Source organism: Streptomyces sioyaensis (assembly GCF_004122735.1).
In the GTDB taxonomy this organism is placed as follows: Bacteria; Actinomycetota; Actinomycetes; order Streptomycetales; family Streptomycetaceae; genus Streptomyces; species Streptomyces sioyaensis.
Window position 1 is genome coordinate 116959 of sequence record NZ_SDIF01000006.1, and the last position, 11800, is coordinate 128758.

The 11800-nt window shown below is 70.6% G+C and carries 11 protein-coding genes; 1 reads left to right on the forward strand and 10 read right to left on the reverse strand.

Going from position 1 to position 11800, the window contains the following annotated elements:
• Positions 1-28: 28 nt before the first annotated feature.
• From carB to pyrR, 6 genes are all read right to left on the reverse strand, one after another.
• Positions 29-3340 carry a carbamoyl-phosphate synthase large subunit gene (carB, locus tag EST54_RS03915; protein WP_129245011.1) on the reverse strand — a complete coding sequence of 1104 codons (3312 nt, stop codon included), beginning with the start codon at positions 3338-3340 and terminating at the stop codon, positions 29-31.
• The gene (gene carA / locus EST54_RS03920; protein WP_129245013.1) at positions 3333-4502 is read right to left on the reverse strand and encodes a glutamine-hydrolyzing carbamoyl-phosphate synthase small subunit; all 1170 of its coding nucleotides are present in this window, start codon (positions 4500-4502) and stop codon (positions 3333-3335) included. The genes carB and carA overlap by 8 nt, the downstream gene beginning before the upstream one ends.
• Positions 4499-5086 carry a PH-like domain-containing protein gene (locus EST54_RS03925; protein ID WP_129245026.1) on the reverse strand — a complete coding sequence of 196 codons (588 nt, stop codon included), beginning with the start codon at positions 5084-5086 and terminating at the stop codon, positions 4499-4501. The genes carA and EST54_RS03925 overlap by 4 nt, the downstream gene beginning before the upstream one ends.
• Positions 5083-6378 carry a dihydroorotase gene (locus EST54_RS03930; protein WP_129245028.1) on the reverse strand — a complete coding sequence of 432 codons (1296 nt, stop codon included), beginning with the start codon at positions 6376-6378 and terminating at the stop codon, positions 5083-5085. Before EST54_RS03930 ends, EST54_RS03925 begins: the two co-directional genes overlap by 4 nt.
• A gap of 4 nt (positions 6379-6382) precedes the next feature.
• Positions 6383-7360 (reverse strand): aspartate carbamoyltransferase catalytic subunit, encoded by a 978-nt coding sequence (locus EST54_RS03935; protein ID WP_129245030.1) that lies wholly within the window; start codon positions 7358-7360, stop codon positions 6383-6385.
• A 93-nt stretch (positions 7361-7453) separates the two neighbouring features.
• Complete coding sequence (gene pyrR, locus EST54_RS03940; protein ID WP_006607458.1) at positions 7454-8044, reverse strand: bifunctional pyr operon transcriptional regulator/uracil phosphoribosyltransferase PyrR; 591 nt, start codon at positions 8042-8044, stop codon at positions 7454-7456.
• Between the two features lie 219 nt (positions 8045-8263).
• Between pyrR and bldD the strand changes: the two genes are divergently transcribed.
• Positions 8264-8764, forward strand: coding sequence for a transcriptional regulator BldD (gene bldD, locus EST54_RS03945; protein ID WP_093482219.1), 501 nt, complete (start codon positions 8264-8266; stop codon positions 8762-8764).
• Between the two features lie 195 nt (positions 8765-8959).
• Here bldD and nusB read toward each other — a convergent pair whose 3' ends face one another.
• From nusB to EST54_RS03965, 4 genes are all read right to left on the reverse strand, one after another.
• A complete protein-coding gene (nusB, locus tag EST54_RS03950) occupies positions 8960-9394 on the reverse strand; it encodes a transcription antitermination factor NusB (RefSeq protein WP_129245032.1) in 435 nt (144 codons plus the stop codon).
• Between the two features lie 2 nt (positions 9395-9396).
• Entirely contained in the window at positions 9397-9963 is a 567-nt protein-coding gene (efp, locus tag EST54_RS03955; RefSeq protein ID WP_129245034.1) for an elongation factor P, read from the reverse strand.
• 66 nt (positions 9964-10029) lie between these two features.
• Positions 10030-11136, reverse strand: a complete 1107-nt coding sequence (locus EST54_RS03960) for an aminopeptidase P family protein (RefSeq protein ID WP_129245036.1) — start codon at positions 11134-11136, stop codon at positions 10030-10032.
• 65 nt (positions 11137-11201) lie between these two features.
• The coding region (locus EST54_RS03965) for an AAA family ATPase (RefSeq protein WP_129245038.1) at positions 11202-11800 on the reverse strand (599 nt) is incomplete at its 5' end.

Here is an 11800-nt window from a genome sequence, read left to right on the forward strand (position 1 = left end):
CACCGCCTCGGTGTCCCCCTCCCGGTCCCTACTCCGCGCGGGCCGCGGTGAGATGTTCGGCGTGTTCCTGGAGGGAACGCACCCCCACATCTCCGCGGGACATGGCCTCGATGCCCTGGACGGCGGCGGCCAGCGCCTGGACCGTGGTCAGGCACGGGACGCCGCGGGCGACGGCGGCGGTACGGATGTCGTAGCCGTCGAGCCGGCCGCCGGTGCCGTACGGGGTGTTGACGATCAGATCGACCTGGCCGGCGTGGATCAGCTGGACGATGGTCTTCTCGCCGTCCGGGCCCTCGCCCTCGGACTGCTTGCGCACCACGGTGGCGTTGATGCCGTTGCGGCGCAGCACCTCGGCGGTGCCGGAGGTGGCGAGCAGCTCGAAGCCGTGCGCGACCAGCTCCCGGGCCGGGAAGATCATCGAGCGCTTGTCGCGGTTGGCGACGGAGACGAACGCCCGGCCCTTGGTGGGCAGTGCGCCGTACGCGCCGGTCTGCGACTTGGCGTAGGCGGTGCCGAAGACCGAGTCGATGCCCATGACCTCGCCGGTGGAGCGCATCTCCGGGCCGAGGACGGTGTCCACACCGCGGCCGTGGATGTCGCGGAACCGCGACCAGGGCATGACGGCTTCCTTGACGGAGATCGGCGCGTCCAGCGGCAGGGTGCCGCCGTCGCCGGTCCTGGGCAGCATGCCCTCGGCGCGCAGCTCGGCGATGGTGGCGCCCAGCGAGATCCGGGCGGCGGCCTTGGCCAGCGGCACCGCGGTGGCCTTCGAGGTGAAGGGCACCGTACGGGAGGCGCGCGGGTTGGCCTCCAGCACGTAGAGGATGTCGCCGGCCATCGCGAACTGGATGTTGATCAGGCCGCGGACGCCGACGCCCTTGGCGATGGCCTCCGTCGACGCCCGGAGCCGCTTGATGTCGAAGCCGCCCAGGGTGATGGGGGGCAGCGCACAGGCGGAGTCGCCGGAGTGGATACCGGCCTCCTCGATGTGCTCCATGACGCCGCCGAGGTAGAGCTCGTGGCCGTCGTAGAGCGCGTCGACATCGATCTCGATGGCGTCGTCGAGGAAGCGGTCGATGAGCACCGGGTGGCGGTCGATCAGGCCGGCGTGGCGGGTGAGGTACTCCCCCAGCGAGGGCTCGTCGTAGACGATCTCCATGCCGCGGCCGCCGAGCACGTACGAGGGCCGGACCATGACCGGGTAGCCGATCTCGGTGGCGATCCGCTTGGCCTGGTCGAAGGAGAAGGCGGTGCCGTACTTGGGGGCCGGCAGCCCGGCCTCGGTCAGCACCCTGCCGAACGCGCCGCGCTCCTCGGCGAGGTCGATCGCCTCGGGCGAGGTGCCGACGATCGGCACGCCGTTGTCCTTGAGCGCCTGCGCCAGACCCAGCGGGGTCTGGCCGCCGAGCTGGACGACGACGCCGGCGACCGGGCCGGCCTGGGTCTCGGCGTGCACGATCTCCAGGACGTCCTCAAGCGTCAGCGGCTCGAAGTACAGGCGGTCGGAGGTGTCGTAGTCCGTCGAGACGGTCTCGGGGTTGCAGTTGACCATCACGGTCTCGTAGCCGGCGTCGCTGAGCGCGAACGAGGCGTGGACGCAGGAGTAGTCGAACTCGATGCCCTGGCCGATGCGGTTGGGGCCCGAGCCGAGGATGATCACGGCCGGCTTCTCGCGGGGCGCGACCTCGGTCTCCTCGTCGTAGGAGGAGTAGAAGTACGGCGTCTTCGCGGCGAATTCGGCGGCGCAGGTGTCGACCGTCTTGTAGACCGGGCGGACGCCGAGGGCGTGCCGGACCTCGCGCACGACGTCCTCGCGCAGCCCGCGAATGCCCGCGATCTGGGCGTCGGAGAAGCCGTAGCGCTTTGCGTGCGCAAGGATCTCCGGGTGGAGCTTCTCGGCGGCCGCGATCTCGTCGGCGATCTCCTTGATGAGGAAGAGCTGGTCGACGAACCAGGGGTCGATCTTCGTGGCGTCGAAGACCTCCTGGGGGGTGGCGCCGGCGCGGACGGCCTCCATGACGGTGTTGATCCGGCCGTCGGTGGGGACCTGCGCGCGTTCCAGCAGCGCCGCCTTGTCACCGGGCGCGGTGACGAAGTCGAACTGGCTGCCCTTCTTCTCCAGCGAGCGCAGGGCCTTGTTGAGCGCCTCGGGGAAGTTGCGGCCGATCGCCATGGCCTCGCCGACCGACTTCATGGTCGTGGTCAGCGTGGCGTCGGCGACCGGGAACTTCTCGAAGGCGAACCGCGGGACCTTGACGACGACGTAGTCGAGAGTCGGCTCGAAGGAGGCCGGGGTCTTCTCGGTGATGTCGTTGGGGATCTCGTCGAGGGTGTAGCCGACGGCGAGCCGGGCGGCAATCTTCGCGATCGGGAAGCCGGTGGCCTTGGAGGCCAGCGCCGAGGAGCGCGAGACGCGCGGGTTCATCTCGATCACGATCACCCGGCCGTCGTCGGGGTTGACCGCGAACTGGATGTTGCAGCCGCCCGTGTCGACGCCGACCTCACGGATCACGGCGATGCCGATGTCCCGCAGGGTCTGGTACTCGCGGTCGGTGAGCGTCATCGCCGGGGCGACCGTGATCGAGTCGCCGGTGTGCACGCCCATCGGGTCGAAGTTCTCGATGGAGCAGACGACCACGACGTTGTCGTGCTTGTCGCGCATCAGCTCCAGCTCGTACTCCTTCCAGCCGAGGATGGACTCCTCCAGGAGCACCTCGGTGGTCGGGGAGAGCGTCAGGCCCTGGCCGGCGATCCGGCGCAGTTCCTCCTCGTCGTGCGCGAAGCCGGAGCCGGCGCCGCCCATGGTGAAGGAGGGGCGGACCACGACCGGGTAGCCGCCGAGCTCGTCGACGCCGGCGAGGACGTCGTCCATGGAGTGGCAGATGACCGAGCGCGCGGACTCGCCGTGGCCGATCTTCCTGTTGACCTCCGCCACGACCTCCTTGAACAGGTCGCGGTCCTCGCCCTTGTTGATCGCCTCGACGTTGGCGCCGATCAGCTCGACGCCGTACGCGTCGAGGGTGCCGGCCTCGTGCAGCGAGATCGCGGTGTTGAGCGCGGTCTGGCCGCCCAGGGTGGGCAGCAGGGCGTCCGGGCGCTCCTTGGCGATGATCTTCTCGACGAAGTCCGGGGTGATCGGCTCGACGTAGGTGGCGTCGGCGATCTCCGGGTCGGTCATGATCGTCGCCGGGTTGGAGTTCACCAGGATGACGCGCAGGCCCTCGGACTTGAGGACCCGGCACGCCTGGGTACCGGAGTAGTCGAACTCGGCGGCCTGGCCGATGACGATCGGGCCGGAGCCGATGACCAGGACGGACTGGATATCGGTGCGCTTAGGCACGCTGGCCCTCCATCAGAACTGTGTTCATCAAAGACGTGAAGCGGTCGAAGAGGTACGCGGCGTCGTGCGGACCCGCGGCGGCTTCGGGGTGGTACTGGACGCTGAAGGCCGGCTGGTCGAGCAGCTGCAGGCCCTCCACCACGTTGTCGTTGAGGCAGACGTGGGAGACCTCGGCGCGGCCGAAGGGGGTGTCGGAAACCTTGTCGAGCGGGGCGTCGACGGCGAATCCGTGGTTGTGCGCGGTGACCTCGACCTTGCCGGTCGTGCGGTCCTGCACCGGCTGGTTGATGCCGCGGTGCCCGTACTTGAGCTTGTAGGTACCGAAGCCCAGCGCACGGCCCAGGATCTGGTTGCCGAAGCAGATGCCGAACAGCGGCGTCTTGCGCTCCAGGACGCCCCGCATGACGGAGACCGGGTGGTCGGCGGTGGCCGGGTCGCCGGGTCCGTTGGAGAAGAACACCCCGTCCGGGTTGACGGCGTAGACGTCCTCGACGGTGGCGGTGGCGGGGAGCACGTGCACCTCGATGCCGCGCTCGGCCATGCGGTGCGGGGTCATGCCCTTGATGCCCAGGTCGATCGCGGCGACGGTGAACTTCTTCGTCCCGATCGCCGGGACGACGTAGGACTCCTTGGTGGCGACCTGGGTGGACAGGTCGGCACCCTGCATCTCGGGGGCCTGGCGCACCTTGGCGAGCATGACGCCCGCGTCGGGCAGCGCCTCGCCGGAGAAGATCCCGACCCGCATCGCGCCGCGCTCACGCAGGTGGCGGGTGAGCGCGCGGGTGTCGATACCGCTGATGCCGACGACACCCTGGGCGACCAGCTCGTCGTCCAGGGAGCGCACCGAGCGCCAGTTGGAGGGGATGCGGGCGGGGTCGCGGACGACGTAGCCGGCGACCCAGATCCGCTGCGACTCGGGGTCCTCGTCGTTCACACCGGTGTTGCCGATGTGCGGGGCGGTCATGACGACGACCTGGCGGTGGTACGAGGGGTCGGTCAGCGTCTCCTGGTAGCCGGTCATGCCGGTGGAGAACACCGCTTCGCCGAAGGTCTCCCCCACGGCCCCGTAGGCGCGGCCGTGGAAGCTGCGGCCGTCCTCCAGGACGAGTACGGCGGGGAGCCCCCTTGTGCCGTGGGCGGAACCCCTGGTGGAGGTCGTCATCGTGCGCCTTCCGTTTCGGTGTGCTCGGTGGTGTGCGGGGTGGTACTCAGCGTGGTGAGGGCCTCGACCCAGGCGGCGTGCTCGGCGGACCGGTCGGAGCGGAAGCCCGAGTCGAGTTCCTTGCCGCCGTGTTCCCAGGTGACGATGAGCAGCCCGCCCTCGGTGAGGACCTTGCCGGCGATGCCCTTGTCCAGGCGGGCGCCGCGCAGGGCGGCGGCCGGCACGAAGAAGTCCGTGGCGCCGGGCCGTACGACGTCCAGACCCTGCTCGGTGAGGGTCAGCTCGACGCGGCTGCGGGTGCCCAGGCCGTGCGCGACGATCCGGTCGAGCCACTGCCCGGCGGTGGTGGAGCCGTGGTAGCGGCCGCTGAGCCGGAGCCGCGGCTCGCCCAGGTCCTCGGGGGTGGCCGGCAGCTCGGGCAGATCGCCCTGGAGCGTGCCGCGCCACTTCCAGCCCTGGCGCATCAGCCAGTAGACGAAGGCGACGAAGACCAGCAGTCCGACGACCCAGCCGATCCGTGCCGCCCAGTCGGTGACCGGTGCGGACTGCTGTGCCGCGGCCAGGTGGAACAGTGAAGGAGTCACGCCAGCTTCCCGTCGACGACCGTTGCCCGGCCCCGCAGGAAGGTGTGGGTGACGCGTCCCGGCAGCTCACGACCCTCGTAGGGAGTGTTGCGGCTGCGGGAGGCGAAGCCCGCGGGGTCCACCTCTCCACGGTAAGCGGAATCGAGGAGGGTGAGGTTGGCGGGCTCACCGGCCGAGATGGGACGGCCGTGGCCGGCGGCCCCGCCGATCTGCGCGGGCTTGACCGACATCCGGTCCGCGACGCCCGCCCAGTCCAGCAGGCCGGTCTCCACCATCGTCCGCTGGACGACCGACAGCGCGGTCTCCAGGCCCACCATGCCCATGGCGGCCGCGGCCCACTCGCAGTCCTTGTCCTCGTGCGGGTGCGGGGCGTGGTCGGTGGCGACGATGTCGATGGTGCCGTCGGCGAGGGCCTCGCGCAGCGCCATGACGTCGCGCTCGGTACGCAGCGGCGGGTTGACCTTGTAGACGGGGTTGTAGGTGCGCACCATCTCGTCGGTGAGGAGCAGGTGGTGCGGGGTGACCTCGGCCGTCACGTCGATCCCGCGGGACTTGGCCCAGCGCACGATCTCGACGGAGCCCGCGGTCGACAGATGGCAGATGTGCACCCGGGATCCCACGTGCTCGGCGAGCAGCACGTCCCGGGCGATGATCGACTCCTCGGCGACGGCCGGCCAGCCGCCGAGCCCGAGCTCCGCCGAGACGATGCCCTCGTTCATCTGGGCGCCCTCGGTGAGCCGCGGCTCCTGGGCGTGCTGGGCGACGACGCCGCCGAAGGCCTTCACGTACTCCAGGGCGCGCCGCATGATCACGGCGTCGTGGACGCACTTGCCGTCGTCGGAGAAGACGGTGACCCCGGCGGCGGACTCGTGCATGGCGCCCAGCTCGGCGAGCTTCTTGCCCTCCAGCCCGACCGTCACGGCGCCGATCGGCTGCACATCGCAGTAGCCGTGCTCCCGGCCGAGCCGGTAGACCTGCTCGACGACGCCGGCGGTGTCGGCCACCGGGAAGGTGTTGGCCATGGCGAACACGGCGGTGTAGCCGCCGCTCGCCGCGGCCTGGGTGCCGGTCAGGACGGTCTCGGAGTCCTCCCGCCCGGGCTCGCGCAGATGGGTGTGCAGATCGACGAGGCCGGGCAGCAGCACCTGCCCGCCGGCCTCGATGACCTGGGCGCCCTCGGCGCTGGAGACGGTGAGATCGGTGCCGACGGCGGTGATGGTCTCGTCCACGATCACGACGTCCTGCGGCTCCCCGCCCAGCACCCTCGCACCGCGGATCAGAATCTTGCTCATGGTCTTACTTCTCCTCGGTACGGGGGTGGGTCACGGCGGGCTCGTTGCCGCCCAGCAGCAGGTACAGGACGGCCATGCGGACGGAGACCCCGTTGGTCACCTGCTCGACGACCGTGCAGCGCTCGGAGTCGGCGACCTCGGCTGTGATCTCCATGCCCCGGACCATCGGGCCGGGGTGCATCACCAGGGCGTGCTCCGGCATCCGGGCCATCCGGTGGCCGTCCAGGCCGTAGCGGCGCGAGTACTCGCGCTCGGTCGGGAAGAAGGCGGCGTTCATGCGCTCGCGCTGCACCCGCAGCATCATCACGGCGTCGGACTTCGGCAGCACGCTGTCGAGGTCGTACGACACCTCGCAGGGCCAGGTCTCGACGCCGACCGGCACCAGGGTGGGCGGCGCGACCAGCGTGACCTCGGCGCCGAGGGTGTGCAGCAGGTCGACGTTCGAGCGGGCGACCCGGCTGTGCAGCACATCGCCGACCAGGGTGATGCGCTTCCCGCCGAGGTCCTGGCCCAGCCCGGCGTCGGGACCGATGAGCCGGCGCCGCATGGTGAAGGCGTCGAGCAGGGCCTGGGTGGGGTGCTGGTGGGTGCCGTCGCCGGCGTTGATGACCGGGGCGTCGATCCAGCCGGAGGTGGCGAGCCGGTAGGGGGCACCGGAGGCGCTGTGCCGGATGACGACGGCGTCCACGCCCATCGCCTCCAGCGTCTGGGCGGTGTCCTTGAGGGACTCGCCCTTGGACACGCTGGACCCCTTGGCGGCGAAGTTGATCACGTCCGCGGAGAGCCGCTTCTCGGCGGCCTCGAACGAGATCCGGGTCCGGGTCGAGTCCTCGAAGAAGAGATTGCAGACCGTGCGTCCGCGCAGCGTGGGGAGTTTCTTGATCGGCCGGTCGGCGACCCGGGCCATCTCCTCGGCGGTGTCGAGGATCAGGACGGCGTCGTCGCGGGTGAGGTCGGCGGCCGAGATGAGGTGACGCTTCATCCGGTGTTCTCCGTGAGTGAAGGAGGTGTACGGGGATGTCCGTCGAGCGGGCATGCCTGCGGGCCCGGGGTCACCGGGTCCCTGCGTGAGGCGCTAGCGCTCGCCGGCCGGTGCGGTGTGCTTCACGCCGAGCAGCACGGCGTCCCGGCCGTCCTCCTCGGTGAGCTGGACCTTGACCGTCTCCCGCAGCGACGTGGGGAGGTTCTTGCCTACGTAGTCGGCGCGGATCGGCAGTTCGCGGTGGCCGCGGTCGACGAGGACCGCCAGCTGCACGGCGCGCGGCCGCCCGATGTCGCCCAGGGCGTCCAGCGCGGCGCGGATCGTGCGCCCGGAGAACAGGACGTCGTCGACGAGCAGGATGAGCCGGCCCTCGATGCCGTCGGCGGGGATGTCCGTGCGGGCGAGCGTGCGGGCGGGGCCCAGGCGCAGGTCGTCGCGGTACATCGTGATGTCGAGCGAGCCGACCGGGACCGCGCGGCCGGTGATCTCTTCGAGCTTGGCGGCCAGCCGCCGGGCGAGGAAGACGCCGCGGGTGGGGATTCCCAGCAGCACCACGTCGTCCGCGCCCTTGGCGCGCTCGACGATCTCATGGGCGATGCGGGTGAGCATGCGCGCGATGTCCGGGCCTTCGAGCACCGGTCGCGCGGGGAGCTGGACCCCTGCGTCGGAAGTGTGTGCGTCCATACGAAACGGACCTCCTTCTCCGCCTCACGGGACGGACCTTAAAGGACGTCGGAATTACGCAGTCAGGTTAGCAGGACCCCCGTCAGCGCCCGTCCGCACCCCTGACGGGTGAGGGTCTACCCCGTTCCGCTTGACGAAGTCAGATTACGCTGCGTAACCTCACAGTGAGTTACCAGCCCGCGGCTGAGCCGCATTTCGACACAGCGTCCGGGGAGCCATATGTCCAGCGAATACGCCAAACAGCTCGGGGCCAAGCTCCGCGCCATCCGCACCCAGCAGGGCCTCTCTCTCCACGGCGTCGAGGAGAAGTCCCAGGGCCGCTGGAAGGCCGTGGTCGTGGGTTCGTACGAGCGCGGCGACCGTGCCGTGACCGTGCAGCGCCTCGCCGAACTGGCGGACTTCTACGGCGTTCCGGTCCAGGAGCTGCTGCCGGGTACGACACCGGGCGGCGCGGCCGAGCCGCCGCCGAAGCTGGTGCTCGACCTTGAGCGCCTGGCCCATGTCCCGCAGGAGAAGGCCGGCCCGCTGCAGCGCTACGCCGCCACCATCCAGAGCCAGCGCGGTGACTACAACGGCAAGGTCCTCTCGATCCGCCAGGACGACCTGCGCACCCTTGCGGTCATCTACGACCAGTCGCCCTCGGTGCTGACCGAGCAGCTGATCAGCTGGGGCGTGCTCGACGCCGATGCCCGCCGCGCCGTGCAGCACGACGAGCTCTGACCCCCTCCCACCTGCAGAAACGTGCCGCCGCTCCGGGCTTCCGGGGCGGCGGTTCGGCGTTCCGGCCGGCGGACGGCGGTGGACCGCCGCCGCGCGGTGCCACCCAGGAGCGCCCCTGACGGCGTTCTGCGGGCATGCGACGGGCCCGGAGCAGATCCCTGCGCTCCGGGCCCGTTCACACGCTCTGCCGAGCGCCTACTGCTCCTCGCGGCGCAGGCTCGGCTTCAGCTCCTTGAGCCGGCCGAGGAGGCCGTTGACGAATGCCGGGGAGTCGTCCGTGGAGAATTCCTTGGCGAGCTGCACGGCCTCGTCGATCGCCACCGCGTCCGGGGTGTCGTCCACCCAGAGCAGCTCGAAGGCGCCCAGGCGCAGGATGCTGCGGTCGGCCGCCGGCATCCGGTCCAGGTCCCAGTCGACCGCGTAGGTGGAGATCAGCTCGTCGATGCGGGTGACCTGGTCCGCGTACCCCTCGACCAACTGCAGGGTGTATTCGTTCACCGGCGGCTGCCGGGGGTCGGTCCGGGCGTGCCGCATCCAGTCCGCGAGCACGGACTGCACATCGGCACCGCGCTGGTCGGCCTCGAAGAGTATCTGGAAGGCGCGCTTACGGGCCTTGGTGCGGGCAGCCACGGTTAGCTGTTCACCCGGCCGAGGTAGTCGCCCGTGCGGGTGTCGACCTTGATCTTCTCGCCGGTGGTGATGAAGAGCGGCACCTGGATGGAGTAGCCGGTCTCCAGCTCGGCGGGCTTGGAACCGCCGGTGGAACGGTCGCCCTGCACGCCGGGCTCGGTGTGCTTGATGGTCAGCTCGACCGCGGCGGGCAGCTCGACGTAGAGCACCTCGCCCTCGTGCTGCGCCACGACCGCCTCGAAACCCTCGATCAGGTAGTTGGCGGCGTCACCGACGGCCTTGCGGTCGACGTGCAGCTGGTCGTAGGTGTCCATGTCCATGAAGACGAAGTAGTCGCCGTCCATGTACGAGAACTGCATTCCGCGCTTGTCGACGGTGGCCGTCTCCACCTTCACACCGGCGTTGAAGGTCTTGTCCACCACCTTGCCGGACAGCACGTTCTTGAGCTTGGTGCGGACGAAGGCCGGGCCCTTGCCGGGCTTGACGTGCTGGAACTCGACGACGGACCAGAGCTGGCCGCCGTCGAGCTTGAGCACCATGCCGTTCTTGAGGTCGTTCGTGGATGCCACGGTTGCGGAATCTCCTGGACTGCAGGTGGTGGGACCCGGGAGCGGCGCAGCCCCGAACCCTGCGGTTCAGAGTGCGAGCAGCTCCTTGGTCGTGATCGTGAGTAGCTCGGGCCCGCCGTCCGCCTCGGGGCGGACGACGAGTGTGTCGTCGATCCGGACACCCCCTCGGCCCGGGATGTGAACCCCCGGTTCGACGGTGACCGGCACGCAAGCGTCCAGTTTACCCATGGCGGCAGGGGACAACTGAGGGTCCTCGTCGATTTCGAGTCCCACGCCGTGCCCGGTCCAGGGTCCGAGGCGCTCGCCGTACCCCGCCGCGTCCAGCACGCAGCGGGTCACCCGGTCCACCTCACGGCACTCCACACCCGGCGCCAGCGCCTCGCGCCCGGCGCGCTGGGCTGCGAAAACGAGATCGTACAGCTCGATCTGCCAGTCCTCGGGGGTGGTGCCGATGACGAAGGTACGGCCGATCTCGCAGCGGTAGCCGCGGTAGTTGGCGCCCAGGCAGACACTGAGGAAATCGCCCTCCTCGACCCGTCGGTCGGTGGGCAGGTGTCCGGGTCGGCCGGCGTTCGGGCCGGTCGCGACGGAGGTGGGGAAGGCCGGGCCGTCCGCACCGTGGTCGACCAGCCGGCGCTCCAGTTCCAGCGCGAGATGCCGCTCGGTGCGCCCGACCAGGATGGATTCGAGCAGCTCCCCCAGGGCCTGGTCGGCGATCTCGGCGGCGATCCGCAGACAGGCGATCTCGTCGTCGTCCTTCACCAGCCGCTGCGCCTCGACCGCGCAGGCCAGGTCGGTCAGGTGCAGCCGGGGCGCGACCTGGGAGAGCGCGCGGTGGCGGGTGACGGTCAGATGGTGCTCCTCGACGGCCAGGGTGTCCGCACCGGCCTTCGCGGCCAGGTCGGCGCCGGCCACCACCGGGTCGCCGCCCCGGGTCGGCAGGACGGACACCCGTACGTCGTCGGCCGGCCGGCCCTCGGCGGGGTCGCCGCTCAGCGGCCTGCCGCACAGCAGCACGTCGATGGCGGGGCCCAGCAGCAGCGCGGCGCCGGACGGGGCACAGCCGGTGAGATAGCGGACGTTCGCGGGGCGCGAGATCAGTGCGGCGGCACTTCCGGTTGCGGCGCAGCGGTCGCGCAGCTGCATGCGTCGGGCCGCGTACAACTCGGACATATCACGAGCGTACGGCGGCTTTCCCGAGGCGGCCGGTCGAGCGGGGCCGCCCGGGGTACCGGCCGCTACCAGGTGGGCGGGCTGGCGATGCTGCGGGCCACGACATCGTCCAGGACCCGTACCGTCGTGGCGACATCGTGCTGGGAGTTGTCGATGATCGGCAGTCCCGAGCCGTACCAGCCGGCCATCCGCCCGTGGATCCGGGCCACCTCTTCGTCGGAGAGCCGGCGGTTGCCACTGCGCCGGGCGTTGCGCTCCAGGACGATCTCCAGACCGGGCAGCAGCACGATCGGCAGCAGGCCGGGACCCACATGCCGCTTCCAGCCGCCGAGGCCGACGACCGGCCGGTCGGGGAAGACGGCGTCGTCGAGGATGCAGGAGATGCCGTTGGCGAGGAAGTTGCGGGCCGCGAAGCCGCAGGTGCGGCGGGCGAGGCGGTACTGCGCCTCGGAGTGGTCGTTCCAGCCGGCCTGCGGGTCGGCGAAGCCGGCCCGGACCCATTCGCGGACGTCGTCGAGGCTGATGTGCGCGGTCGGCACCCTCCGGGTGTCGGCCCAGTGGCGCGCGACGCTGGTTTTGCCGGCGCCGGCCGGGCCGATGAGCAGCACCGCGACGGCCGTGTGCGCGGCGTCCGGGGCGGCGGTGTCGGCGGGCGGGCTGGGCA

What these genes read in the sequence shown, in the direction of transcription:
- carA (WP_129245013.1), bottom strand. Translation starts at nt 4,502, where the DNA reads ATGACGACCTCCACCAGGGGTTCCGCCCACGGCACAAGGGGGCTCCCC.
- EST54_RS03930 (WP_129245028.1), bottom strand. Translation starts at nt 6,378, where the DNA reads ATGAGCAAGATTCTGATCCGCGGTGCGAGGGTGCTGGGCGGGGAGCCG.
- EST54_RS03935 (WP_129245030.1), bottom strand. Translation starts at nt 7,360, where the DNA reads ATGAAGCGTCACCTCATCTCGGCCGCCGACCTCACCCGCGACGACGCC.
- pyrR (WP_006607458.1), bottom strand. Translation starts at nt 8,044, where the DNA reads ATGGACGCACACACTTCCGACGCAGGGGTCCAGCTCCCCGCGCGACCG.
- bldD (WP_093482219.1), top strand. Translation starts at nt 8,264, where the DNA reads ATGTCCAGCGAATACGCCAAACAGCTCGGGGCCAAGCTCCGCGCCATC.
- EST54_RS03960 (WP_129245036.1), bottom strand. Translation starts at nt 11,136, where the DNA reads ATGTCCGAGTTGTACGCGGCCCGACGCATGCAGCTGCGCGACCGCTGC.